This is a genomic window from Streptomyces sp. NPDC003300, assembly GCF_040610915.1.
Taxonomy (GTDB): domain Bacteria; phylum Actinomycetota; class Actinomycetes; order Streptomycetales; family Streptomycetaceae; genus Actinacidiphila.
Window position 1 is genome coordinate 1 of record NZ_JBEXNE010000032.1, and the last position, 24,489, is coordinate 24,489.

General features: G+C 71.3%; 17 protein-coding genes and 2 pseudogenes. 11 read left to right on the top strand and 8 right to left on the bottom strand.

Annotated features, from left to right (window positions below):
* Window positions 1-211 (top strand): annotated as a pseudogene (locus ABZX65_RS31670) (integrase core domain-containing protein); the annotation flags it as partial.
* A 5-nt stretch (window positions 212-216) separates the two neighbouring features.
* A pseudogene (locus ABZX65_RS31675) lies at window positions 217-372 on the top strand (DUF255 domain-containing protein); the annotation flags it as partial.
* A gap of 112 nt (window positions 373-484) precedes the next feature.
* On the opposite strand, the gene ABZX65_RS31680 reads toward ABZX65_RS31675, so the two are convergent.
* On the bottom strand, window positions 485-2,425 hold the full coding sequence (locus ABZX65_RS31680; protein WP_355347819.1) for a DNA/RNA helicase domain-containing protein: 1,941 nt from the start codon (window positions 2,423-2,425) through the stop codon (window positions 485-487).
* Window positions 2,426-2,592: 167 nt separating this feature from the next.
* Here ABZX65_RS31680 and ABZX65_RS31685 point away from each other — a divergent pair, with 167 nt between their 5' ends.
* Window positions 2,593-4,644, top strand: coding sequence for a thioredoxin domain-containing protein (locus ABZX65_RS31685; protein WP_355347824.1), 2,052 nt, complete (start codon window positions 2,593-2,595; stop codon window positions 4,642-4,644).
* 135 nt (window positions 4,645-4,779) lie between these two features.
* On the opposite strand, the gene ABZX65_RS31690 is transcribed toward ABZX65_RS31685, so the two are convergent.
* From ABZX65_RS31690 to ABZX65_RS31700, 3 genes are all read right to left on the bottom strand, one after another.
* A complete protein-coding gene (locus ABZX65_RS31690) occupies window positions 4,780-5,400 on the bottom strand; it encodes a TetR family transcriptional regulator (RefSeq protein ID WP_355347827.1) in 621 nt (206 codons plus the stop codon).
* Window positions 5,401-5,404: 4 nt separating this feature from the next.
* Window positions 5,405-7,126, bottom strand: a complete 1,722-nt coding sequence (locus tag ABZX65_RS31695; protein ID WP_355347830.1) for an MFS transporter — start codon at window positions 7,124-7,126, stop codon at window positions 5,405-5,407.
* A gap of 244 nt (window positions 7,127-7,370) precedes the next feature.
* Window positions 7,371-8,069, bottom strand: coding sequence for a hemolysin III family protein (locus ABZX65_RS31700; RefSeq protein ID WP_355347833.1), 699 nt, complete (start codon window positions 8,067-8,069; stop codon window positions 7,371-7,373).
* Window positions 8,070-8,325: 256 nt separating this feature from the next.
* On the opposite strand from ABZX65_RS31700, the gene ABZX65_RS31705 reads away from it, so the two are divergent.
* Window positions 8,326-10,146 carry a phosphoenolpyruvate carboxykinase (GTP) gene (locus ABZX65_RS31705; RefSeq protein ID WP_355347836.1) on the top strand — a complete coding sequence of 607 codons (1,821 nt, stop codon included), beginning with the start codon at window positions 8,326-8,328 and terminating at the stop codon, window positions 10,144-10,146.
* Between the two features lie 82 nt (window positions 10,147-10,228).
* Here the strand turns inward: ABZX65_RS31705 and ABZX65_RS31710 are convergent, their stop codons facing one another.
* Entirely contained in the window at window positions 10,229-11,443 is a 1,215-nt protein-coding gene (locus ABZX65_RS31710; RefSeq protein ID WP_355347839.1) for a pyridoxal phosphate-dependent aminotransferase, read from the bottom strand.
* Between the two features lie 91 nt (window positions 11,444-11,534).
* Between ABZX65_RS31710 and ABZX65_RS31715 the strand changes: the two genes are divergently transcribed.
* Window positions 11,535-13,784: a P-loop NTPase fold protein gene (locus ABZX65_RS31715; protein ID WP_355347842.1), complete on the top strand. Its 2,250-nt coding sequence runs from the start codon at window positions 11,535-11,537 to the stop codon at window positions 13,782-13,784.
* Here ABZX65_RS31715 and ABZX65_RS31720 read toward each other — a convergent pair.
* Both ABZX65_RS31720 and ABZX65_RS31725 read right to left on the bottom strand, forming a co-directional pair.
* Entirely contained in the window at window positions 13,687-15,291 is a 1,605-nt protein-coding gene (locus ABZX65_RS31720; RefSeq protein WP_355347845.1) for a D-aminoacylase, read from the bottom strand. The genes ABZX65_RS31715 and ABZX65_RS31720 overlap by 98 nt on opposite strands.
* Before the next feature lie 223 nt (window positions 15,292-15,514).
* Window positions 15,515-16,867 carry an alanine racemase gene (locus ABZX65_RS31725; protein ID WP_355347848.1) on the bottom strand — a complete coding sequence of 451 codons (1,353 nt, stop codon included), beginning with the start codon at window positions 16,865-16,867 and terminating at the stop codon, window positions 15,515-15,517.
* A 147-nt stretch (window positions 16,868-17,014) separates the two neighbouring features.
* On the opposite strand from ABZX65_RS31725, the gene ABZX65_RS31730 reads away from it, so the two are divergent.
* Genes ABZX65_RS31730 through ABZX65_RS31740 form a run of 3 tightly spaced genes read left to right on the top strand, consistent with a single transcriptional unit; the run spans window position 17,015 to window position 19,328 of the window.
* Window positions 17,015-18,088: a sugar kinase gene (locus ABZX65_RS31730; RefSeq protein ID WP_355347851.1), complete on the top strand. Its 1,074-nt coding sequence runs from the start codon at window positions 17,015-17,017 to the stop codon at window positions 18,086-18,088.
* On the top strand, window positions 18,085-18,921 hold the full coding sequence (locus tag ABZX65_RS31735) for an IclR family transcriptional regulator C-terminal domain-containing protein (RefSeq protein ID WP_355347854.1): 837 nt from the start codon (window positions 18,085-18,087) through the stop codon (window positions 18,919-18,921). The genes ABZX65_RS31730 and ABZX65_RS31735 overlap by 4 nt, the downstream gene beginning before the upstream one ends.
* Window positions 18,918-19,328 carry a RidA family protein gene (locus ABZX65_RS31740; RefSeq protein WP_355347857.1) on the top strand — a complete coding sequence of 137 codons (411 nt, stop codon included), beginning with the start codon at window positions 18,918-18,920 and terminating at the stop codon, window positions 19,326-19,328. Before ABZX65_RS31735 ends, ABZX65_RS31740 begins: the two co-directional genes overlap by 4 nt.
* Window positions 19,329-19,438: 110 nt before the next feature.
* Here ABZX65_RS31740 and ABZX65_RS31745 read toward each other — a convergent pair whose 3' ends face one another.
* On the bottom strand, window positions 19,439-20,926 hold the full coding sequence (locus ABZX65_RS31745; protein WP_355347999.1) for a glycosyl hydrolase family 18 protein: 1,488 nt from the start codon (window positions 20,924-20,926) through the stop codon (window positions 19,439-19,441).
* Between the two features lie 398 nt (window positions 20,927-21,324).
* Between ABZX65_RS31745 and ABZX65_RS31750 the strand changes: the two genes are divergently transcribed.
* Genes ABZX65_RS31750 through ABZX65_RS31760 form a run of 3 tightly spaced genes read left to right on the top strand, consistent with a single transcriptional unit; the run spans window position 21,325 to window position 24,473 of the window.
* The gene (locus tag ABZX65_RS31750; RefSeq protein ID WP_355347860.1) at window positions 21,325-22,173 is read left to right on the top strand and encodes a hypothetical protein; all 849 of its coding nucleotides are present in this window, start codon (window positions 21,325-21,327) and stop codon (window positions 22,171-22,173) included.
* Window positions 22,174-22,185: 12 nt separating this feature from the next.
* Complete coding sequence (gene cpaB / locus ABZX65_RS31755) at window positions 22,186-22,908, top strand: Flp pilus assembly protein CpaB (RefSeq protein WP_355347863.1); 723 nt, start codon at window positions 22,186-22,188, stop codon at window positions 22,906-22,908.
* Complete coding sequence (locus tag ABZX65_RS31760; RefSeq protein ID WP_355347866.1) at window positions 22,905-24,473, top strand: AAA family ATPase; 1,569 nt, start codon at window positions 22,905-22,907, stop codon at window positions 24,471-24,473. Before cpaB ends, ABZX65_RS31760 begins: the two co-directional genes overlap by 4 nt.
* Window positions 24,474-24,489 lie beyond the last annotated feature (16 nt).

A 24,489-nucleotide genomic window follows, 5' to 3' on the forward strand; every position in this document is an offset into this window, starting at 1 on the left:
TACCGCCCGCAGACCAACGGCAAGGTCGAACGCTTCAACCGCACCCTGCTCGACGAATGGGCCTACCAACAGCCCTACACCACCAACGACCAGCGGACCGCAGCCCTGGCAGACTTCCCCCCACACCTACAACCACCACCGCACCCACACCGCACTCGGCGGCCAGCCACCCATCACCCGCGTCAACAACCCTCCAGGTCACTACAGCTAGGCCGCGTGAACCGGTTGGCTGACGCGACCTCGCCCTATCTTCTCCAGCACGCCGCGAATCCCGTGGACTGGTGGCCGTGGGGGGCGGAGGCGTTCGCGGAGGCGCGCAAGCGCGGTGTGCCGGTGCTGCTGAGCGTGGGGTACAGCGCGTGCCACTGGTGCCAGTGAACTCGTCAACCGAGTAGTGGGTTCGGTCGTACCTTGCTGGCATCATCCGGCTGGGACCGGAGGGCCTATGGCAAGCCATCCGCCCGGCAAGCAGGAGACGGCTGGATCAGAGTTTCTGCACGCCGAGGTCGGCGAAGAGCTTCCTGATGGCGGGGTCGACCGAGTAGAGCACCAGGCCGCGGATGGAGCGGGTCATCAGCACGCCGTAGGCATTGCGCAACGCCCGGATGAGTTCGGTGTCGTCCTTGATCTGTGAGGCCTTGCTCTTCACGTGCTCGCGGTTGGCGACCCAGGTGCCGTCCTCCCACGTGAGATCGGGGCCCATGATCACGCCGCCCCACTCGTACTCGAGCCCTTGGGCCGTGTGCACGCAACCGATCTGCCCGAAGCCTCCGGGATCTGTCGCCCAGAACTTTCGCTTGGGTATTCCCTGGGTGCTGTGGTTGTCACCGGCGTTCCAAGGGCGTGCCCAGTCGGGATCGGGGCTGACGTCGGGGAAGGTGCCGGTGTCGTCGGTCCAGTCCCAGCACATTCCGGCGGTCATCCGGGCGCTCACGCCCGTCGGGTCCTTGACCTTGAGGAAGGACTCCATCTCTGCAGCACTGTCAGCGTAGTAGAGCTCGAAAGGCTCAGGGTCGGTGGCGTCGTCAGGACTCCACGCGATGGGGTCCCCGGCCATGAGCCGGCTGACCCAGGTGTCGTATGTCGAGCTGCCGACGGTTCGGAGTACCCGGTCCAGGTTGATCGGCACGATCTCTACGCCGAGGTTCCGGAGCTCGCTTTTGAGTCTTTCAGGGGACCAGACCTCTTCCGCGAAGAGGCGTTGATCCCCGTCGATGAAGAAGACCGGCACGCGAGCGTGGGTGACGACTTCCTCCACCGAGGTCGGCCCTGTCTGCCGCATCCCGAAGGAACCGGTCTTCGGTCGCAGGCTGAGGCGGTGGGCTTCGTCACAGACGATCAGGTCCAGCTCGTCGGGCCCGAACTTGTCGGCAATCTGCACCAGCGGCCTGAAGACTTTCCGGTACCCCTTGGCAGCGCGCTTGAAGGTGTCGCGAGAGGCGATGCCACCGGAAACGAAGGCGGCAGAGTGTCCAGCTTGCAGCGCTTCTCCCAGCGCGGTGAGCGCAACGAGTGACTTGCCGCTGCCCGCACGTCCCTCGATGACGAATGCCTTCTTCACCCCCTGCGCCCCGACGGCTGCCGCGGCATCGGCGATCGCCTGGACCGCCCGTAGTTGGTGTTCGACGAGACTGAACCGGGTGTGGCCGTTGACGATCGCTGCGGTCTCGTCAGTCAGAAGGCTGGTCGAGCGTCGACGTCCGAGCAACTCCTGTGCGGCCTCCGCGCCGGAGTCCGAGCTGAAGTTCGCGGTCAGGAACTTCTCCAGGTCCCCCGGTTGCCGTGCGGTGAACGTGGGGATCCCTGGGCGAGGAGACACCTGGCTTATCCACTGGTGCTCCGGATCCATGAGGTTGTGCAGGTAGGCCGCGCCCACGAGATTGACGTAGCGATCATCGAACATGCTGTGGTGCCTGCGCAGGTCGTCCACGTTGTTGCCGACCTGGACAGCGGGATGCTTGAGGTGCTTCTCGTACCCAGCGAACGGCGCGTAGACCAGATCCCTGGCGCAGCGCTGGCAGAGTTTGGTGTTCCCCTCCGCCCTGCACGAGGCGCAGAGCCCGGCTGCCTTCGACGCGGTCGGACGCTCGATGCTGCCCCACTGCTTGAGCTCGATGACCGCGTAGCTCAGCCGTCCCGAGGGATGCTGTCCTGCGAGGACGACGTCGATGTGGTTCATCTGACCGTCGGCGAGGTACTCGATGAACATCCGCACCTGGCCGAGCCCGAAGTTGTCCAGCGTGGTCGCCAGCTCGTAGACGCTCTCACGCCAGGACTTGACATCCGAGGGGCTCGGTTTCTTGTCCTTCGGGTGCGCGGCGGTGTAGCACTCGCTGATCTTCCGGACCAACTGATGGCGGTCCCGCACCAGACGCTGTACGGACCAGAACGCCTCCAGCGGCTTCCAGCCGCTCCCGACCGCCATCCCGTTTACCTCCAGTGAACGAAGCTCTCCTGAGCCGATTCACTGGAACGTAGCATCATCGTATTGTCATTTAATTTGGATTTACCTGGTCGACTGCCGTCGGCGGACCACGGCGCAGTCGGCCCGTGTGAGTTCTCGGGGCTGAGCCGCGTGAGACGCTGGTTCGCATGAACCGTCTTGCCGACGCGACCTCGCCCTATCTTCTCCAGCACGCCGCGAATCCCGTGGACTGGTGGCCGTGGGGGGCGGAGGCGTTCGCGGAGGCGCGCAAGCGCGGTGTGCCGGTGCTGCTGAGCGTGGGGTACAGCGCGTGCCACTGGTGCCATGTGATGGCGCACGAGTCCTTCGAGGACGAGGTGACGGCCGCGTATCTCAATGAGCACTTCGTGTCGGTGAAGGTGGACCGCGAGGAGCGGCCGGACGTCGACGCCGTGTACATGGAGGCCGTGCAGGCGGCCACCGGTCAGGGCGGCTGGCCGATGACGGTGTTTCTGACGCCGGAGGGCGAGCCGTTCTACTTCGGTACGTACTTCCCGCCGTCCGCGCGGCAGGGGATGCCCGGCTTCCGGGACGTGCTGGAGGGCGTCGTCGCCGCGTGGCGGGACCGGCGCGAGGAGGTCGCGGATGTCGCGACGCGGATCGTCCGGGACCTGGCCGAGCGGGCCGACGCGTACGGCGCGGCCGTCCATCCGGGTGAAGGCGAACTGTCGGCGGCGCTGCTCGGGCTGACCCGTGAATACGACGCGCGGCGCGGCGGGTTCGGCGGGGCGCCGAAGTTCCCGCCGTCCATGGCGCTGGAGTTCCTGCTGCGGCACCACGCGCGGACCGGCGCCGAGGGCGCGTTGCAGATGGCCCGCGACACCTGCGAGGCGATGGCGCGCGGCGGGATCTACGACCAACTCGGCGGCGGCTTCGCCCGGTACGCGGTCGACCGCACCTGGACCGTCCCGCACTTCGAGAAAATGCTTTACGACAACGCGCTGCTCACCCGCGTGTACGCGCACCTGTGGCGGGCCACCGGCTCCGACTTCGCGCGCCGCGTCGCACTGGAGACCGCGGACTTCATGATCGCCGAACTGGCCACGGACGAGGGTGGGTTCGCGTCCGCGCTGGACGCCGACAGCGACGACGGCACCGGCAAGCACGCCGAGGGCGCCTACTACGCGTGGACGCCCGCGCAGCTCACCGAGGTACTGGGCGCGGCCGACGGGGAGTTCGCGGCGGGCTACTTCGGCGTCACCGAGGAGGGCACCTTCGAGGAGGGCGCCTCCGTACTCCAACTCCCGCAGGGCAACGGCGTGGTGGACGCCGACCGGGTCGCCTCCGTACGCGAACGGCTGCTCACCGCCCGCGCGTCGCGCCCCCGTCCGGGGCGTGACGACAAGGTGGTCGCCGCCTGGAACGGCCTGGCCATCGCCGCGCTCGCCGAGACCGGCGCCTACTTCGACAGGCCCGACCTCGTACAGGCCGCGGTCGACGCCGCCGACCTGCTCGTACGCGTCCACATGGACGAGCGCGGACGGCTCTCGCGCACCTCGCGCGACGGCGTCGCCGGGGCCAACGACGGTGTGCTGGAGGACTACGGCGACGTCGCCGAGGGCTTCCTGGCGCTCGCGTCGGTGACCGGCGAGGGCGTCTGGCTGGACTTCGCCGGGCTGCTGCTCGACTCCGTCATCGTCCACTTCACCGCGGACGACGGCGGGCTGTACGACACCGCCGACGACGCCGAGACCCTGATCCGCCGCCCGCAGGACCCCACCGACAACGCGACGCCGTCCGGCTGGACGGCCGCCGCCGGTGCGCTGCTCACGTACGCCGCCCACACCGGCTCCGACGCCCACCGCACCGCCGCGGAAAGGGCGTTGGGTGTCGTCGGCGCGCTCGCCTCCCGCGCGCCGCGGTTCGTCGGCTGGGGTCTGGCCGTCGCCGAGGCCGCGCTCGACGGGCCGCGCGAGGTCGCCGTCGTCGGCGCGGTCGGCGATCCCCTGACCGACGAACTCCACCTCACCGCGCTGCTCGGCGCCGCGCCCGGCGCCGTGGTCGCGGTCGGCGAGGAGGGCAGTACGGAATTCCCGCTGCTGCACGCCCGGCCGACGCGCGCCGGGCAGGCCGCCGCGTACGTCTGCCGCAACTTCGTCTGCGACGCGCCGACGTCCGACGCCCGCACCCTGCGCTCGCAGCTCCGCTCCGACGTGTGGACCGGACCCCGCCCAAGCTAGTCGGCCCCCCTGCGGGGGTGCGCGCCCAGCCACGACGCTCCCGCGGGTCACCGGCCGTCCCGGCGGGGCGGATCGGTGGTGGCCGGGTCACCGGGGTGGGGGCTGGGGGCTTGGTGCCGGGGGAGGCGCGCGGGGTCAGAACTCCAGGCCACCGCGCAGCAGGCCGAGGGCTCGGTCGAGGAGGGGGAGGAGGTCTTCGGTGCGGCCCTGTTCGACCCAGTACATCGTCGTCTCGTGGATGACGCTGAAGACGGCGGCGGTGAAGACGCGTACCTCGAGGTCGTCGGCCGAGCGGCCGGACCGCTCGGCGATGATGCCGCCGAGCAGCCGACCGGTCTCCGACATGGTTTCGTGGGAGCGGGAGCGGATGGCGGGGACGTCGCGGACCAGTTCCTCGCGCTGAACCATCTCGGCCTGGCCCTCGGGGTCCTGGAGCAGCAGGCTGAGCGATTCGTGCATGACCATTTCCAGCGCCGTCAGCGGTGACTCGTCGGCGGGCCGGGACCGCAGCATCTCGGCCATGCCCGCGTCGTACTCGTCCGTGAGGACGATGTCCTCCTTGGTGGGGAAGTACCGGAAGACGGTGCTCGGCGAGACGTCCGCCTCGGCCGCGATCTGGTCGACGGGGGTGGCGTCGTACCCCTGCTCGGCGAAGAGCCGGTAGGCGGCGGCGCGGATGGCCTGGCGGGTCTGGGCCTTCTTGCGTTCGCGCAGACCGGTCTTCGCCGGGATGATGCCGCTGGAGCGAGGGGACATGGCCTCATTGTCCGGCATCCGTGGTGCGTTCTGCCACGGGCAGCGATGCCCCGGCGCGGGTGTCGGAGCCGGTCACTGCGCCGGTCACGATGCCGGGCGCGGTGTCGCTCCCGGCTCCGGACCCGGACCCGGACTCGGACCCGGACCCGTATCCGGACCCGTCTCCAGACCCCTTCGCGCCCCCGTCCGTCGCTTTCCCGGTGCGCGGGTTCGGCAGGAAGGCCGCCACCAGCGCGGCGGCCACCAGGGACGCGACACCGCAGACGGTGAGGACGACGCTCATGCCGTGCAGGTACGCGGCGTCGGCTGCGGTGGCCAGCGCGCGGTCGCCCAGGGAGGCGGCGACGGCGTGGGCGCCGACGACGGAGTCCTTGGCGGTGTGCGCGGCGGCCGAGGACAGGCCGCCGGTGTCCAGCCGTCCGGTGTACCCGGCGGCGAGGACGCTGCCGAGGATGGCGACGCCGATCGCGCCGCCGGTCTGCCGCAGCGTCTGGAGCAGTCCCGAGCCGCTGCCCGCGCGCTCGCGGGGGAGCGCGCCGAGCGCGCTGTCCATGGCGGGCACGATGGCGAGGCCGAAGCCGAGTCCGGCGATCGACAGCCACAGGGCGGTGACGCCGTAACCGTCACCGACGCGCGTGGTGCTGCCGAGGAAGGCCGCGCCCGCCAGGACGGCGAGTCCGCCGACGATCACCGGCCGCGGGCCGAACCGCTTGACCAGCGGGGAGCCCGCGCGGGCGGCGAACATCAGCCCGCCCATCATCGGCAGCAGCCGCAGACCGGTGCCGAACGCGTCGTAGCCCAGGGAGGTCTGGAGGTAGGACGGCAGGACGAAGAGCAGCCCGGTGAGGATGAAGGTGACCAGGGTGGCGGCGACCGCGTTCCACACGAAACCGCGCTGCCGCAGCAGGGTCAGGTCGAGCATCGGCCTGCTCACCCCGCGCTCGCGCAGCACCAGCCCGGTGATTAGCGCGACCCCGCCGAACAGCATCAGCAGCACCAGCGGGTCGCCCCAGCCCCGGTCGGGCGCCTCGATGATTCCGAAGACCAGGGCGCCGAGGCCCCCGGCGGCGAACACCGTGCTGGGGACGTCCACCCGGGGCGCGGCGGGGTCGCGGGTCTCGGGCAGCAGCGTCATGCAGGCGACGACGCTCAGGCCGACCAGCGGGATGTTGATCAGGAAGACCGAGCCCCACCAGAAGTGTTCGAGCAGCGTGCCGCCGATGATCGGGCCGAGCGGCATGCCGAGCGCCATCGCGGTGGACACGATCGCGACCGCCCGCGAGCGCTCCTGCCCGCTGAACATCGACGGCAGCACCGACAGCGCCAGCGGCATGATGAAGGCCCCGCCGACGCCCATCACCGTACGGGCGGCGATCACCGGTCCCGGGCTGTGCGCCAGCACGCCGAGCATCGATCCGGCCAGGAACACGACGAGGCCCGTGACCAGCATCCGGCGCCGTCCGAACCGGTCGCCCAGCAGGCCCGCCGGGAGCATCGCGGCGGCGAAGACGACGGTGTACGAGTCCACGATCCACTGCATGTCGCCGGTGTCGGCGCCGATCTGGGCGGACATCGTCGGCAGCGCCACGTTGAGGATCGTCGTGTCGAAGCTGAGGACGAGGACGCTGGCGATGATCGCGAGCAGTGCCAGCCAGCGCCGCGGGTCCGCCTGCGGCGGGGCTTGGGCGTCCGCCGGGGGCGGGGCCGGGGAGGAAGAGGTTGCCATGACGGCTCCTGAAGGTTTGTGTCAAATGAGAGTGACTCCTAAAAAAGAGTAGCTGTCAGATCGCCGCATGGGAACCCGTGCGGGTGGGCGCGTCCGCGGATGGGTGTCGGCGTACGCGTACGCACCGGCGTACGCGCCCTCACTCACCCGCGGGCGCGCGCCGACGTCCGGGCGTACGAAAAAACCCGCCCCCGTGGGGACGGGCGCGGGTGGGTGAAGGGGCGGGCGGCTGCGGCCCGGCGGATTACGCGTGCTGGTAGGCGACCAGCGAGATGCCGACGTAGTGGACGATGAAGGCGACCAGCGTGAAGGAGTGGAAGACCTCGTGGAAGCCGAACCAACGCGGTGACGGATTCGGCCGCTTGAAGCCGTAGACGACGGCGCCGCCGCTGTAGAGCAGGCCGCCGACGATGACGCAGACCATGACGGCCACGCCGCCGGTCCGCAGGAAGTCCGGCAGGAAGAAGACCGCGACCCAGCCGAGCGCGATGTAGCACGGGGTGTAGAGCCAGCGCGGGGCGCCGACCCAGAAGACGCGGAAGGCGATTCCGGCGAGCGCGCCCGCCCAGACGACCCACAGCAGCGCCTTCGAGGTGTCGCCGGGCAGCAGCAGGATCGCCAGCGGCGTGTAGGTGCCCGCGATGATCAGGAAGATGTTCGCATGGTCAAGTCGTCGCAAAATCGCTTCGCCCCGAGGGCCCCAGTTGCCCCGGTGGTAGAGCGCGCTCACGCCGAACAGCGCGCACGCGGTCACGGTGAAGACGCCGCAGGCGATCCGTCCCCTGGTGCTCTGGGCGAAGGCGGTGAGCACGACTCCCGAGACGAGCACGGCGGGGAACATCCCCGCGTGCAACCACCCTCTGAGCTTGGGTTTCACGGGGATCGGCAAGTCGACGCCGTCGACGATGGGGGACACCTCTGAAGTGTCGTTGCCAAGGACCATGCCGTCAATCCTACCTACGGTCGCGTAAGTTACCTGTTAGTAGATTTAAAGGTGGCGCGGGACACTCCCGGAGTGGTGATGCTCACTCGCGGCGCCCTGGACAGAATCATTTGACGGGGCCCACACTCATATGAGTGCGGTCGGTACCGGATGAGCACTCCACGAACGCGTCCGGGCCGCAGCCCCCAAGGGGCCGAGAACCAAACCCTCAATTTGTGACGCCGGTTCTGTGCGGACCCGGCGGGACGGAGCGATCGTGGCGCGCGGTATTGCGGCTCCCACCAACCATCAGGAACTGACCCGCTGGGTCGGCGAGATCGCCGAACTCACCCAGCCCGACGAGATCGTGTGGTGCGACGGCTCGGAGGCGGAGTACCACCGCCTGGCCGGAGAACTCGTCGCCAAGGGCACCTTCACCAAGCTCGACCCGACCCTGCGCCCCAACTCGTACTACGCGGCCTCCGACCCCTCGGACGTGGCGCGGGTCGAGGACCGGACCTTCATCTGCTCGGAGAACGAGGCGGACGCGGGCCCGACCAACCACTGGAAGGCCCCCGCCGAGATGCGGGAGATCTTCACCGGCGACAAGGGCGTCTTCCGCGGCTCGATGAAGGGCCGCACGATGTACGTCGTGCCCTTCTGCATGGGCCCGGTCGGCTCACCGCTGTCCGCCATCGGCGTGGAGATCACCGACTCCGCGTACGTCGCCGTCTCCATGCGCACCATGACCCGGATGGGTCAGGCCGTGCTGGACGAACTGGGCACCGACGGCTTCTTCGTCAAGGCCGTGCACACCCTGGGCGCCCCGCTCGAAGAGGGCCAGGCCGACGTTCCGTGGCCGTGCAACACCACCAAGTACATCTCGCACTTCCCCGAGAGCCGCGAGATCTGGTCCTACGGCTCCGGCTACGGCGGCAACGCCCTGCTCGGCAAGAAGTGCTACGCGCTGCGCATCGCCTCCGTCATGGCCCGCGACGAGGGCTGGCTCGCCGAGCACATGCTGATCCTCAAGCTCACCCCGCCCAAGGGGGGACCCGAGGCCGTCAAGTACGTCGCCGCCGCGTTCCCCTCGGCCTGCGGCAAGACCAACCTCGCGATGCTGGAGCCCACCGTCCCCGGCTGGACCGTCGAGACCATCGGCGACGACATCGCCTGGATGCGCTTCGGCGAGGACGGCCGCCTGTACGCCATCAACCCCGAGGCCGGTTTCTTCGGCGTGGCGCCCGGCACCGGAGAGCACACCAACTCCAACGCGATGAAGACGATGTACGGCAACTCCGTCTTCACCAATGTCGCCCTCACCGACGACGGCGACGTGTGGTGGGAGGGCATGACCGAGGAGCCGCCCGCGCACCTCACGGACTGGAAGGGCCAGGACTGGACGCCGCAGTCCGGCACGCCCGCCGCCCACCCCAACGCCCGCTTCACCGTCCCCGCCGCGCAGTGCCCGATCATCGCGCCCGAGTGGGAGGACCCGCGCGGCGTCCCGATCTCCGCGATCCTCTTCGGCGGACGCCGCGCCTCGGCCGTACCGCTGGTCACCGAGTCCTTCGACTGGCAGCACGGCGTCTTCCTCGGCGCCAACGTCGCCAGCGAGAAGACCGCCGCCGCCGAGGGCAAGGTCGGCGAACTGCGCCGCGACCCCTTCGCGATGCTGCCGTTCTGCGGCTACAACATGGGCGACTACTTCGGCCACTGGGTCTCGCTCGGCAAGACGCACGACGCCGCCAAGCTGCCGAAGATCTACTACGTCAACTGGTTCCGCAAGGACGCCGCCGGGCGCTTCGTCTGGCCGGGCTTCGGCGAGAACAGCCGGGTCCTGAAGTGGATCGTCGAACGCCTCAACGGCGAGGCCAAGGGCGTCGAGACCCCCATCGGCATCCTGCCGGCCCCCGGAGACCTCGACACCGAGGGGCTCGACATCTCCCAGGACGACCTCGACCTGCTGCTGTCCGTCGACCGCGAGGTCTGGAAAGAGGAAGCCGCCCTCATCCCCGCCCACCTCGAAACCTTCGGCACCCACACCCCGCGCGAGCTGTGGGACGAGTACGAGTCCCTGGTGGCGCGCCTGGGCTGACGTGGGGGGCGCGGATCGCCCGCGCCCCTTCGCGGTGACCTCCCGCGCTCCTTCGCCGTACCCCTCCCGGACGCCGTACCTCTTACGGCACCTGGCTGTAGCCGCCCAGGAAGTCGCCGATGCGGGTGACCGCGTCCGTCAGGTCCTCCTTGGCGGGGAGGGTGACGAGGCGGAAGTGGTCGGGGTCGGGCCAGTTGAAGCCGGTGCCCTGGACGACGAGGATGCGCTCGGCCCGCAGGAGGTCGAGGACCATCTGCTGGTCGTCCTTGATCTTGTGCACCTTGGGGTCGAGGCGCGGGAAGGCGTAGAGGGCGCCCTTGGGCTTCACGCAGGTGACGCCGGGGATGGCGGTCAGGGCCGCGTACGCCGCGTCGCGCTGCTCGGTCAGCCGGCCGCCGGGCAGGACGAGGTCCTTGATGGACTGGCGCCCGCCGAGGGCGGTGGCGATGGCGTGCTGCGCGGGCACATTCGCGCACAGCCGCATGTTCGCCAGGATCGTCAGACCCTCGATGTAGCTGGTCGCGTGGTCCTTGGGGCCGCAGACCGCGAGCCAGCCGCTGCGGAAGCCCGCCACCCGGTACGCCTTCGACAGACCGTTGAAGGTCAGGGTCATCAGGTCGGGGGCGATGGCGGCGAAGGGGGTGTGCGTCGCGTCGTCGTACAGGATCTTGTCGTAGATCTCGTCGGCGCAGACGATCAGCCGGTGCCTGCGGGCGATCTCGGCGATGCCGCGCAGCATCTCGTCGTCGTACACGGCGCCGGTCGGGTTGTTCGGGTTGATGATCACGATCGCCTTGGTGCGGTCGGTGATCTTCCGCTCGATGTCGGCGAGGTCCGGCTGCCAGTCCGCCTGCTCGTCGCAGCGGTAGTGCACGGCCGTGCCGCCGGAGAGCGAGACCGACGCCGTCCACAGCGGGTAGTCCGGCGCGGGCACCAGCACCTCGTCACCGTCGTCGAGCAGCGCCTGCATCGACATCTGGATCAGCTCCGACACCCCGTTGCCGAGGTAGACGTCCTCGACGTCCAGGTCGATGCCCTTGGTCTGGTAGTGCTGCATCACCGCGCGGCGCGCCGGGAGGATGCCCTTGGAGTTCACATACCCGTGCGCCGTCCCCAGCGACCTGAGCATGTCCTCCAGGATCTCCGGCGGGCACTCGAACCCGAACGGCGCCGGATTCCCGGTGTTCAGCTCCAGGATGCGGTGACCCGCCGCCTGAAGCCGCATGGCCTCTTCGAGGACCGGGCCCCGGATGTCGTAGCAGACGTTGGCGAGCTTCGTGGACTGGATCACCTGCATGCCGGTCACCTTACGGCCACGTCACGCGGACCGCTCGGTGTTTTCCGCCACGTACCGGCGGACCCGGGGGCGCGGCTGCCAGACTTGGACGGTGTCCTCCCCAGCGGCCGGACCGCCGCCCATGTCGCCGTACGCGACGCCTTACGCGACGCCGTACGCATTCCCGTACGGGTCCTCGTACCCGCCGGTGACCCCGCCCGCGTTCGCTCTGCTCAACGACGAACCCGTGGCCGACGAGACGCGCGACCTGCTCGGCGCCAACCGGGCCGCGGCGCAGCTCACCGGACTGCTGGTGGCCTCGCGCGACGCGACGCCCTTCACCCTCGCGGTGGACGCCGGATGGGGGATGGGCAAGAGCAGCCTGATGCGGCTGGTCGACGTACGGCTCCAGCGGTTCCCCGACGTGCACACCGTCTGGTACAACGCCTGGACCTCGACCGGCGGCGACGCCCTCGAAGGGCTCATCAAATCGGTGCTCAACCAGGTCGACCCCAGCATCCTGCGGCGCGCCCTGCGCCGGATCAGGGCCGGCGGCGCCCTGATGGGCCTGTTACGGGCGCTGACCGTCGTCGCCGCCGGGCCGCTCGGCGTGGCGGGCATGGTCGACGAGCTGTGGAAGCGCCTGTCGGTCGACGCGGGCGCCCGCAACGGCATGCGGGACGCGCTGCGCGACATGGTCGGCGAGTGGACCGCGACGCGCGGCTCCGCGCCCGGCGGCAAACTCCTCGTCATCTTCATCGACGACCTCGACCGCTGCTCGGAGCAGACCTTCCTCGCCGTCTGCGAGGCCGTGAAGGTCTACCTCGACGTGCCGGGCCTCGCCTTCGTCATCGGCTGCGACCGCGCCGCGATCGGCCCCGGCGGACTGCTGCCCGATCTCTCGCCCGCCGGGGCCGCCTTCGTGGAGAAGATCTTCCAGACCAGCTACCGCATCCCCGCCCCCAGCGGCCGGGAGATCCAGGCGTACGTCCGCTCCTGCGCCGAACTGGCCGGTATCGACCACCTGTTGGACCCGCACCTGGTCGAACTCCTCGCCTACCGCGCCGCCCGCAACCCGCGCCGGGTCAAACGCCTGCTCAACGGCCTGCTGTTGGAGGCGAGCCTCAACCCGGTCTGGGCGGGCATCCGCCCCGAGGCCGTCATCCGCACCCTGCTGCTCCAGTACCTCTATCCCGACTTCCACCGCATGATGACGGCGCCCGCCGGGCCCGGGGACGACGCCGACGTGGTGCGCGAATTCCGCACCTACCGCCGGGTCCGCACCCGCCTGTGGTCCCCGGCGCCGCTCGCCGACCCCGACCGGCCGATGGTCGCCGACTTCCTGCGCGCCCACTCCCTGCCGCCGCTGCACGGGCACGAGGACCACGGCACGGTCCTCGCCGACCTCGAAGCCCAGCTCCCGGTCGGCTTCCCCGACCTGGCGGGCGACCCCGCCTTCGTCTCCCTGGTCGAGGACCTGGTGGCGCTCCCCGAGTCCGAACTGGTGCTGCGACGGCTGCGGCAGGGCACCGAGGACGGCGAGGCGGCGCCGTATCCGCCGCTGGCCGGTCCGTGGGAGACCGCGCCGCAGCCCGGGGCCGGGCCGGAACCGGCCGGGGACCCGGTGGCGTCACCGGGGCCGAGCGGATCGTCGGTCGACTACGGGGATACGGGGGTCGGCACGCCGCCGTACCCGGGGCCCGTGCAGGGGTACGTGCCGGGGTACGGCTACCCGCGCGGTGACGGGTCGCCGTACGAGCCGGATCCGCTGGAACGGCCGCAGTCGGTGAGCCCCGCGCTCGACGACCCGGAACTGGCCGGGTACGGCGCCGACGCACCGGCCTGGCACGCGCCGCAACAGGGTTCCGGCTACCCGGCCGGGACGCCGGAGCGTACGTTCGCGCTCGCGGTGGCGGCGGGCTTCGCGCGGGGCAGAGGCCGTGCCATCGCCCAGTTGCTGACGGTGAGCTCCGCCGTGCTCCCCGCCGACACGGAAGCCGAACTCGTCCAGATCTTCGCCGAACACCGCCCCGCCCTGCTGCTCTGCCACGCGGGCTTCGCGGACGAGCCCGCCAAGGGCTTCGCGCTGGTACGCGGTCTGAGGTCACGCGGCTACGCGGGTCCGGTGATCTTCTACTCCGGGCGGATCACGCCCAACGACCGGGCCGCCGCCGGGGCGTTGGAGGCGGTCATCACCGACGACCTGACCGCCGTACCGGCGATCGCCGAGACCCTCACCTCAGGGACTCTCGCCCCAGGGGCCCTCACCCCCGGGCCGTTCGCCGACCAGCCGTTCGCCGCGCCTCGGTCCGCCGCACCGAGCGTCCCGCCAGCACGTCCGTCCGACGGGCGTCCTCGATGACGAACCGGCCGTCGATCAGGACGTACGGGATACCGGTGGGCAGGGTGCGGGGGCGGTCGTACGTGGAACCGGCCGCGACGGTGGCCGGGTCGAACAGGACCAGGTCGGCGCGGTAGCCCTCGCGGACCAGGCCGCGATCGGGCAGCCGCAGCCGGGCGGCGGGCCTGCCGGTCAGATGGGCCACGCACTCCTCAAGGGGCAGCACCCCCAACTCCCTGACGTAGCGGCCCAGATACTCGGGGAAGGTGCCGTACGCGCGCGGGTGCGGCTTGTCGCCGCGCAGGATGCCGTCGGAGCCGCCGGTGTGCACGCGGTGCCGCATGATGGCCCGGACGTTCTCCTCGTGGCCGACGTGCTGGAGGATCGTGGTGGCGAGCCGGTCCTCCAGCAGGAGCCGCCGGGCGGTCGCGAAGTCCGCGATCCTGCGCCCGACATGGGCGGCCAGCGAGCGCTCGCGCACCCCGGCGACCTCGATCACCGACCAGTCGACGGGGACGCCGTGGCTGCCGTCGGCGCCGTCCACCTCCATCACCCGGCGGATGCGCGCCGCCGTCGCGTCGTCGCGCAGCCGGGCCAGCGTCGCCTCGGGGCCGCCCTCGGTGGCCCAACTGGGCAGCATCGCCACGAGGGTTGTGGAGCCGGGGAGGTAGGGGTAGCTGTCCAGCGAGATGTCCGCGCCTGCGGCCAGGGCCGCGTCCAGCAGCGCCAGCAGTTCGGGGGCGCGGCCCTCGTTCTCCGGGAAGTTCATCGTGGCGTGCGCCAAGTGCAGCGCGCAGCGAGCCTGTTCGGTGAGCGCCACCATCTCCTCGTACGCCCGCAGCGCGCCCGCCCCGTACGACCTGTGGTGCGGGCAGTAGTAGCCGTCGTACGCCGCCACCACCCGGCACAGCTCGGTCAGTTCCGCGTCCGACGCGTACATCCCCGGCGTGTACGTCAGCCCCGACGACAGGCCCACCGCGCCCTGGGCCAGGCCGTCGGCGACCAGTTCCTTCATCCGTGCCAGCTCCGCCGCCGTGGCCGGGCGGTCCTCCCAGCCCAGCGCCAGCATCCGGACCGTGCCCTGCGGCACCAGATACGCGGCGTTGACCGCGATGCCCCGGTCCAGCCGGTCCAGGTACTCGCCGACGCTCCGCCAGTCGAACTCCACGTCCGAGCCGTCGCCGTTCCACCCCGCGATCTGGGCCCGCACCTGCGCCAACGTCCGGTCGTCGACCGGCGCGTACGACAGGCCGTCCTGGCCGAGGACTTCCAGCGTCACGCCCTGTGCCGCCTTCGCCTCGTGCGACGGGTCCCGCAGCAGCGCCAGGTCGCTGTGCGCGTGCATGTCGATGAACCCCGGCGCCAGCGCCAGACCCTCCGCGTCCACCACCCGCCTCGCGGTGAGCCGCCGCCCACCGTCCTTCCGCCGGATCTCCCCGACCCGGCCCCCCGCGAGCCCCACGTCCGCCACATACGACGCCGCCCCCGTTCCGTCGATGACGCGAGCGTCGCGGAACACGAGATCCATGGCGGGGCCTTTCATGTCGTCACGGTTGCCACTCATCACCGCCGGGCCTGGTCCTCAATCGCCGGACGGGCTGGTCCGGCGCTTCTGGCGCGCCCGCCCAACCGGCCGCCCGTGCCCAGGGTTCGGACCCGGTAGTCGTCCCGTTCGGGCACCGCATCCGGCGCGGGCCGCGGCACACCCCTTTCAGCCCGTCCGGCGATTGAGGACATGGGGGGCGGGCGGGTTAGAAGAAGGTGCGGATGTAGGCGGGGACGGTGGCGTCGGGGGCGGTGACCGGGATGAGGGGCCACTTGTCGAAGGTGGTGCAGGGGTGGGAGAGGCCGAGGGCGACCCAGTCGCCGACGGCGAGGGGGTCGGAGGCGGGCACGGCCAGCCAGGTGTGCTGGTCGGACAGGGCGGTGACGGTGAGCCCGTCCGGCGCCGGACGCGGACCGGCGTCGGCGCCGCGAACCGTCTGGACGGACGGCAGCCCGAGATCGTACGGCGCGTCGCGCTTCCCGGCGTTGAGGAACGCCTGGGTGGGGGAGGGCCGGGAGACGACCTGGGCCCAGAGCCGGAAGGCCGGTTCGAGGGCGCCCTCGTCCGGGACCCGGTTGAACGGCGTGCGCCGCCGGTAGTGGTCGTCGTCGTGCGTGACGTACGCCCCGGAGCGCAGCAGCTTCAGGACCGGCCGGGACATCGCGGGCACGTCCGCGAAGACCTCCGCGACGAGGTCGAACCAGGCGGAGCCCCCGGCGCTGACCACGATCTGCTCGGCGTCCCCGAAGAGCCCGTCGGCGTCGAGAGCGCCGGCGAGCGCGACCAGCCGCCGCAGCCACGCACGTACCCGCTCGGGGTCGGCGTCCGGCACCTCGCCCTCGTACCCGGCGACGCCGGTCAGCCGCAGCGTGCCGGTCGCGGCGACGGCCGCCGCGACGGCCGCGCACTCGTCCTCGGTCCTGACACCGGTCCTGGCGCCCTCGCCGCCCGCGAGCTCGACCACGACGTCCAGCCGCCGCCGCGTCCCGGCGTCCCGCAGCGCCGCGTCCATCAGCTCGACACCGCGCACGGAGTCGACGTACGTGACAACGGTGAGGCCGGGGTCGGCGTCGAGCTGACCGCCGATCCAGCGCAGCGCCACCGGGTCGACGACCTCGTTGGCGATGAAGATCCGCGGCACCCCGAACGCCCGGCACACGCGCGCCTGGTGGGGTACGGCGACGGTGATCCCCCAGGCGCCGCGCGCGAGTTGGTCGGCGAAGAGCTGCGGGGCCATGGACGTCTTGCCGTGCGGGGCGAAGGACAGGCCGTGTTGGGCGGTGTACCGCTCCAGCAGGTCGAGGTTATGCGCGAGGGCGGCCTGGGACAGGACGAGGACGGGCGTGGTGAAGCCGCCGTCGAAGAGGCCGCGGCGCTGGTCGGCCAGCTCGCCGACGGTCAGCCCCTCGGCGTCCGGCGGCAGCCCCTTGAAACGGTGGTCGACCCGCTCCTCGCGCAGCCCGGCCGCCAGCGCCGCCACCCGCTCGGCACCGGCACCGGCTCCCGTGCCGACCCCGGCCCCGGCCCCGCCCCCGTGTCCGCCCACGTCCGCCGTCATCGAACCTCCCGAGTTGCAACATATGCAACGGCCGTTGCATACAGTGATGCAAGCTGTCTAACATCCCCGCGAGTGCCTGGTCAACGGTGCTCCTGCCCACCAGGCCACCGCCGCTCCCGCCGCGGCCCGCAGAAGTGAGTGACCGCCGTGACCGTACCGACGAGCCCGAGCGCCGCCCCCGGCGCCGCCGACTTCGACGTCGTCTGCCTCGGCGAGTCCATGGTCACCTTCGTCCCCTCCCGCCCCGGCCGCCTCGCCGACGTGCCCGCCTTCCACCGCGCGATCGGCGGCGCCGAGTCCAACGTGGCCTGCACCCTGGCCCGCACCGGCCACCGCGCCCGCTGGATCAGCCGCGTCGGCGCCGACGGCTTCGGCGACCACCTCGTGGAGACCATCGCCGCGGCCGGGGTCGACGTCAGCGCCGTACAGCGCGACCCGCACCGCCCCACCGGCGTGTACTTCCGTACGGCGGGCGAGCGCGCCGTCGGTACGGACGCCCCCGCCGACCGGGCCGAGGTCGTCTACTACCGGGCCGGTTCCGCCGCCTCCGCGCTCGCCCCCGACCTCGTCGCCCGCGCCGACGCGTGGAGCGGCCGGGTGCTGCACCTCACCGGCATCACCGCCGCGCTCTCCGCGACCTGCGCGGAGCTGATGCGCGGCCTCACCCGCCGCGCGCCGGGACGCCCGCTGGTCTCCTTCGACGTCAACCACCGCCCGGCGCTGTGGCGCGACGCCGACCCCCGCCGCACGCTCGACCTCGCCCGCGGCTGCGACCTCGTCTTCGTCGGCGAGGACGAGGCGCAGGCCGCCTGGGGGCTGCCGGACGCGGCCGCGGTACGGGCCGCGCTGCCCGAGCCGCGGACGCTGGTGGTCAAGCAGGGCGAGGCGGGCGCGACCGTCTTCGACGGCGACGAACGCCGTCACGTCCCCGCCCTCGCGGTCGACGTCGTCGCGCACGTCGGCGCGGGCGACGCCTTCGCCGCCGGGTACCTGTCGGCGGCCCTGCGCGGCCTGCCCGTACGCGACCGCGTCAGGCACGGCCATGTGCTGGCCGCCGCCGCGCTGACCGAGCCGGGCGACCTCGGCACGCCGCCCGGCCGCGCCCGCGCCGACGCGCTGGTCGCCCTGGACGACGCGGCATGGGGGAGACTGCGGCTGGGCGCCGGGTGGACGGCGTCCGGAGAACGTGCGCCCACGACGACGGAGGAGGGACCGCGGTGAGCCAGACGGTCGACCGCGCGCTGAGCATCCTGCCGCTGCTGGCCGAGGGCCCGGCGGGGCTCGAACAGGTCGCCACCCGGCTCGACGTCCACAAGTCCACCGCGCTGCGGCTGCTGCGGACCCTGCACGAACACGGCCTGGTCTACCGGCAGCAGGACCAGCGCTACCGGCTCGGCGCCCGCCTGTTCGCCCTCGCCCAGCAGGCCATCGAGACCCTCGACATCCGCGGCATCGCCCACCCCCACCTCGCCGCGCTCAACGAACGCACCGGCCACACCGTGCACCTCGCGGTGTACGAGCAGGGCGAGGTCGTCTACATCGACAAGGTCGAGAGCCGCTATCCGGTACGGATGTACTCCCGGATCGGCCGCCCGGTCGCCATCACGGTCGCCGCCGTCGCCAAACTGCTCCTGGCCGACCTGCCCGAGCCCGAACGGCGCTCGGTGGCCGAGCAGTTGGAGTACCCCCGCTACACCGCGAAGTCCACGCCCGACGCCGCCGCGTTCCTCGCCGAACTGGCCCGCGTCCGCGAACAGGGCTGGGCCACCGACCTCGGCGGCCACGAGGAGTCCATCAACTGCGTCGGCGCGCCCCTGCGCGGTCCCGACGGCCGGGTCTGCGCCGCCATGTCGCTCTCGGCCCCCAATGTCGTCGTCCCCGCCGACGAACTGCTGCGCCTGCGCCCGCTGTTGCTGCGGACGGCCGAGGCCGTCACCCGCGACCTGTCGGGAAGCGCGCCCGCGCCCGCATCCGTACCCGTATCCGCGTCTGTACCCGTACCCGCATCCGCGTCTGTACCCGCACCAGATTCAGTGAAGGACAACTCCGCATGAGCAACGGCCAGAAGACCGCGATCGTCCCGGCCACCCACACGGCGCCGCCCGCCAAGTTTTCGCACGGCGTCCGCAAGGGGAATCTCCTCCAGGTCGCCGGCCAGGTCGGCTTCCTCCCGGCCGTCGAGGGCCAGCCCCCGACGCCCGCGGGCCCCGGCCTGCGCGAGCAGACCCTCCAGACCCTCGCCAACGTCCAGGCCGTCCTCGAAGCGGGCGGTGCCACCTGGGAAGACGTCATCATGATCCGCGTCTACCTCACGGACACGGACCACTTCGCCGAACTCAACGCCATCTACAACGAGTTCTTCGCCTCCCTCGTCGAGCCCCCCGCCGCCCGCACCACCATCTACGTCGGCCTCCCCGCCGGCCTGCTGATCGAGATCGACGCCCTGGCCGTCCTGGGGTGACGGCTCCTCCCGCGCGGGAGGAGAGCTTTCGGGGCGCGGGGAACGCGTCGGGGGCGCCCCCTGTCCCGAGGGTGCGGGACAGGGGGCGCCCCCTTGGAGCGGACTCCGTGTTACGGCATGCCGTGCACGTGGGCCCCGACGCTGTTGGACCATGCGTTGCCCGCCGAGGCGTCCCAGTTGGTGGACCAGGTCATGGCCCCGCGGATGGTGGGCCAGGTGGTGGACGGGTGGAAGGTCCCGCACCCGGTGCCCTTGGCGAGGCAGTCCAGCGCGTTGTTGACGACGGTCGGGCTGACGTAACCGGAGCCCGCGGCGCTGGTGGACGCCGGGGTGCCGATGCCGACCTGGGACGGGGAGAGCCCGGCCTGGATGGCGGTGCAGGCCAGGGTCGTGATGAAGTCCACCGTGCCCTGGCTGTAGACGCCGCCGTCGCAGCCGTTCATCGAACCGCTGTTGTAGTACTGGGTGTTGACGACGGTCAGGATGTCCTTGATCTTCAGCGCCGTGGCCAGGTAGTCACTGCCCGCCGAGAGCATGTCGATGGTCTGCGGCGCCATCGTGATGATGAGCGACGAGCCCGCCTTGGCGCTCAGCGCGCGCAGCGCCTGCGGCATGTAGGTGGTGTCGATGCCGTTCTCGAGGTCGATGTCGACGCCGTTGAAGCCGTACGTCTGCATCAGCGTGTAGACGCTGTTGGCGAAGTTGGTGGCCGAGGCGGAGTCACGGACCGAGATGGTGCCGTTCTGACCGCCGACGGAGATGATCACCTTCTTGCCCGCGGCCTGCTTGGCGGCGATGTCCGCCTTGAACTGCGCCGTGCTGTAGTTCAGCGCCGGGTCGAGGGTGAACGAGACCGCGCCGGGCGTGGTCGTCGCGTCCGCGAAGGCGACGGCGATGATGTCGTACTGGCTCTGCACCTGCGCGATGGTCTGCACGGTGGCGCCGTTGTTGAAGTTCTGCCAGTAGCCGGTGACCGCGTGCTTGGGGATGCTGCTGGTGGGCGGGCTGGTCGGCGGCGTCGTGGGAGGTGTCGTGGGCGGGGTGGTGGGAGGTGTCGTGGGGGGAGTGGTCGGCGGCGTCGTGGGAGGCGTCGTCGGCGGGGTGGTCGGCGGGGTCGTGCCCGTACCGCCGGGGCCCGACAGCGAGATGTCGTCCGCGAAGTACGCGGGCTGCGCGTACCAGCCGTGGGTGTAGATCGTCACGGACTTGGTGTTCGCGCCGGTGGTGAAGCTGACGCTGAGCTGCTGGTACGAGGAGGCCGACGGCGTCCAGGTGGACGGGTCGGTGCCGCCGGTGCCGGTCGCGCCCAGGTAGACGTACGAGCCCTGCACCCAACCGCTGAGCGTGTACTGGGAGTTGGGCTGCACGCTGACGACCTGGGAACACTGGCCGGTGTCGCTGCTGGTCGGGGTGGCCTTGAGGGCGGCGGAGCCGGAGTGCACCGGGCTGGAGACGGTGCTGCCGCTGCCCGCGGTGCAGGTCCAGCCGGAAAGGCCGCTCTCGAAGCCGGGGTTGGCGGCGAGGTTGGTGGTCGCGGCGCTGGCGCTGCCCATGTCGACGAGCGCGACACCGGTGCCGATCACCGCGGCGGCGCTCAGCCCCGCGATACCTCGGCGGAAGAACGTCGAGCGGACGAGCTTTGATCTGTGCTGGGCATGGCTCGCTTGATTCGCGTGCGATGCACGTTCCACGACTGCCTCCTGGGGGCAAGGAGTTGGGGGGTAGTGGGAGTGCGGTGGCGCATGACATGACGTACGGACGTGAACGGGTGACCTGAAGTGCCGACGTGCGGAGCAATGTGAAGCGCATGCAGAAAACAGATGACAGGGAGAAAGTTGGTCCAGACCAATTCGGTTGTCAAGACCTCCGCCGGACACCTGTCGTTCACCACTTCCGATCCGCAACTTTCCGCACCCAAGCCGCTACACATCGATAAGCTGACGACCGCGAATCGCCAGGTACCGGCCACCACCGGGCGCAGGAGGGGAGGTTCCGCATGCCGAGCGTCATCACCGTCACCTCTGACGATCTCTCGCTCTCGCTGGAAGAGCAGTTGACGCGCACCACGACCGCGCTCGACACGTACGGGCACCTCATCGCCCTGGCACCGGCCGAACCGGCCGACCCCGCCAGGCGCCGGATGCACACCGTGCGGTCCGCCCTCGAAGCCGACCGGATCGCGATCGTCCCCAGCCCGCTGCCCCCGCTGGCCATCGCCCTGCTGGCCGAGCAACTGCGCCAGCTCTCCGGCACCGACCTCGGCCCCGGCGTCCTCGCGGGCGCCGCCCGGCTGCTCACGTACTACCTGCACTCCGGCGCGCTGCTCGGCTCCGTCGCCAAGCTCGACCGCGTCCCGGTCGGCGTCGGCGCCCACGTCAAGTCCCTCGTGCCGGGACGGCACTTCGCCGTCGTCGCGCACCCCGAGCCGTACCTGGCCGAGGCCGAACCGGGCACCGTACCGCCGGGGCCCGGCTACCAGACACAGCTCGCCGTCGCGGGCAAGGGCGTCGACCCCGCCTGGGTCACCGGACCGCTCGCCAGCGGCTGGCGCGCCCAGCACCTGCGCGAAGTGCCGCTGCCGACCGACTCCCCACGCTGGTGGGGCACGTCCCGGCTGGTCGAATTCACCGCCTACATCGCCGATGTGGGCATGCTCTACCAACTCGTCACCTCGGTACGGCGCGACACCTGCACCTGGTGCGGGCTCGAAGTCATCGGTGACCAGTGCTTGTTCTGCGCCACACGGCTGGGGGATCGTACGGCTCCGGCGAAGCACGCCGCCGCCCGGCCGGGGCGCGAGGTCGAGACACCGCGCCGCCCCCAACTCGAACCCCACAAGCGATAGGTCCGCCCGCACATGAACTCACGTCAGCGTCGTGGTGTCGTCCTCCTCGTGATCTCCGTGATCTGCGCGGTGGCCGCCTTCGCGGGAGTGCTCGCCGTCGTCAGCGACGCGCGGTCACAGGTCGGACCGAAGGTCACCGCGTACGAACTCAGCGCCGACGTACCGGCGTACCAGGCGCTGACCGCGTCCCAGGTGCACCGGATCCGGATACCGAAGCGCTGGCTGCCGGACACCGCCGTACGCGATCTCGGCCAGCTCCAGGGAAAGATCGCCGCCGTGCCGCTGCGCAAAGGCTCGCTGCTCCAGTCCGACATGGTCGCCGCCCGGCCCGAACTCCAGGCCGGACAGATGGAGATCGCCATCATGATCGACGCCGAGACCGGCGTGGCGGGCAAGATCACCCCCGGCGCCCGGGTCAACATCTTCGCCACCTTCCAGGGTCGCAAGGACACCGACCCCGACGTCTCGAAGATCATCGTGTCCGGCGCGCAGGTCATCGACGTCGGCGAGATCAAGGCCTTCGACAAGAGCGAGAACGCCCAGCGGCTGTCCACCGAAGGCGTGCCGATCACCTTCGCGCTCAACGCCGGGGACGCCCAACGCGTCGCCTACGCCGAGTCGTTCGCGGAACACGTACGCCTCGCCCTCGTCGCCCCAGGTGACAGCTCCGCACCCTCGCAGACCGACCGCACGTACACCCTGAGCGGCGACGGCGGCACCGGAGGCAAGCCGTGACCGTACGCATCCTCGCCGGAACCGCCGACCCCGACGCCGCGCGCGCCCTGCTCGGCCTGCTCGGCCAACTGCCCGGCGCGGAACCGGCACCCGCGCTCGGTGACTCCACGGCGCTGCTCGAAACCCTCACGCGCGCCGCCGAGGCCGGGATCGACGAACTGCCCGAGGTCGTCATCGTGCAGGAGGGCATCGGACCGATGCCCGCACTCGACCTCATCCGCGACGTCGCCCTGCGCTTCCCCGCCATCGGCGTCGTCCTGCTCACCGCCGACCCCAGCCCCGCCGTGCTCGCCGCCGCCATGGACTCCGGCGCCCGAGGCGTCGTCGGATTCCCGCTCTCCTACGACGAGTTGGGCGCCCGCGTCGAAGCCGCCGCCACCTGGTCGGCCGGCGTCCGCAGACACCTCGGCCCGCAGCGCGCCCTGCCCGCCGTCGCCGGCGGCACCCTCATCGCCGTCGCCGGGGCCAAGGGCGGCGTCGGTACCACCGTCACCGCCGTCCAACTCGCCCTCGCCGCCCACGCGTCGGGCCGCTCCACCGCCCTGGTCGACCTCGACCTCCAGGGCGGTGACATCGCCTCCTACCTCGACGTCCAGTTCCGCCGCTCTATCGCCGACCTCGCCGACATCGCGGACGTCTCCTCCCGGGTCCTGCACGACGCCATGTACGTCCACGAGTCCGGCCCCGCCCTGCTGCTCGCCCCCGCCGACGGCGAACGCGGCGAGGACGTCACCGACCGCTCGGCCCGCCTCGTCCTCGCCGCGCTCCGGCAGCGCTACGAAGTCGTCGTCGTGGACTGCGGCACCCAGATGACCAGCGCCAACGCCGTCGCCGTCGAGGTCGCCGACGCCGCCGTCCTCGTGCTCACGCCCGACGTCATCGCCGTGCGCGCCGCCAAGCGCATGGTCCGCATGTGGGACCGGCTCCAGATCCGCAAGCCCCAGGACACCACCGCCGTCGTCAACCGCCACACCCGCGGCACCGAGATCCAGCCGTCGCTGATCGGCCGCATCACCGGCACCCGCATGGCGACCTCCGTCATCCCCGCCGGATTCCGCGAACTCCAGGCCGTCATCGACGCCGGCCGCCTCCAGGACCTCGACGCCCGCTCCACCGTCAAGGCCGGAATCTGGGCACTGGCAGGGGAGTTGGGCCTGGTCAGCGGCGCGACGCTGCCCGCCGCACGCGGGAAGAAGCAGCGCCGCGAGCGGTCCGAACGCGGCGACCGGGGCCAGGTCACCCTCGAAACCCTCGGCATGACGCCGATCATCCTCATCACCCTGCTGCTCATCTGGCAGGCGGTGCTGGCCGGTTACACCTTCACGCTCGCGGGCAACGCCGCCGATCAGGCGGCCCGGGCCGCGGCGGTGGGTTCCGACGCCTCCGCCGCCGCGAGCAGCGACCTTCCCAGCGCGTGGGGGCCAGGCGACACCTCGGTCAGCCGCGCGGACGGCACCGTCTCGGCGACCGTCACCCTCAAAATGCCCCTCCTCATCCCCGGCATCGGCGACTTCGTCCCCATCTCGGGCCACGCGAAGACGCTGGACGAAACGGCCAAGCGATGAAGCGCTCCCGCCGCCG

Excerpts from the sequence above, each read along its gene's own strand:
- ABZX65_RS31680 (WP_355347819.1), bottom strand. The coding sequence starts at position 2,425 with ATGGCGGTCGGGAGCGGCTGGAAGCCGCTGGAGGCGTTCTGGTCCGTA.
- ABZX65_RS31685 (WP_355347824.1), top strand. The coding sequence starts at position 2,593 with ATGAACCGTCTTGCCGACGCGACCTCGCCCTATCTTCTCCAGCACGCC.
- ABZX65_RS31690 (WP_355347827.1), bottom strand. The coding sequence starts at position 5,400 with ATGTCCCCTCGCTCCAGCGGCATCATCCCGGCGAAGACCGGTCTGCGC.
- ABZX65_RS31695 (WP_355347830.1), bottom strand. The coding sequence starts at position 7,126 with ATGGCAACCTCTTCCTCCCCGGCCCCGCCCCCGGCGGACGCCCAAGCC.
- ABZX65_RS31700 (WP_355347833.1), bottom strand. The coding sequence starts at position 8,069 with ATGGTCCTTGGCAACGACACTTCAGAGGTGTCCCCCATCGTCGACGGC.
- ABZX65_RS31710 (WP_355347839.1), bottom strand. The coding sequence starts at position 11,443 with ATGCAGGTGATCCAGTCCACGAAGCTCGCCAACGTCTGCTACGACATC.
- ABZX65_RS31720 (WP_355347845.1), bottom strand. The coding sequence starts at position 15,291 with ATGGATCTCGTGTTCCGCGACGCTCGCGTCATCGACGGAACGGGGGCG.
- ABZX65_RS31725 (WP_355347848.1), bottom strand. The coding sequence starts at position 16,867 with ATGACGGCGGACGTGGGCGGACACGGGGGCGGGGCCGGGGCCGGGGTC.
- ABZX65_RS31740 (WP_355347857.1), top strand. The coding sequence starts at position 18,918 with ATGAGCAACGGCCAGAAGACCGCGATCGTCCCGGCCACCCACACGGCG.
- ABZX65_RS31750 (WP_355347860.1), top strand. The coding sequence starts at position 21,325 with ATGCCGAGCGTCATCACCGTCACCTCTGACGATCTCTCGCTCTCGCTG.
- cpaB (WP_355347863.1), top strand. The coding sequence starts at position 22,186 with ATGAACTCACGTCAGCGTCGTGGTGTCGTCCTCCTCGTGATCTCCGTG.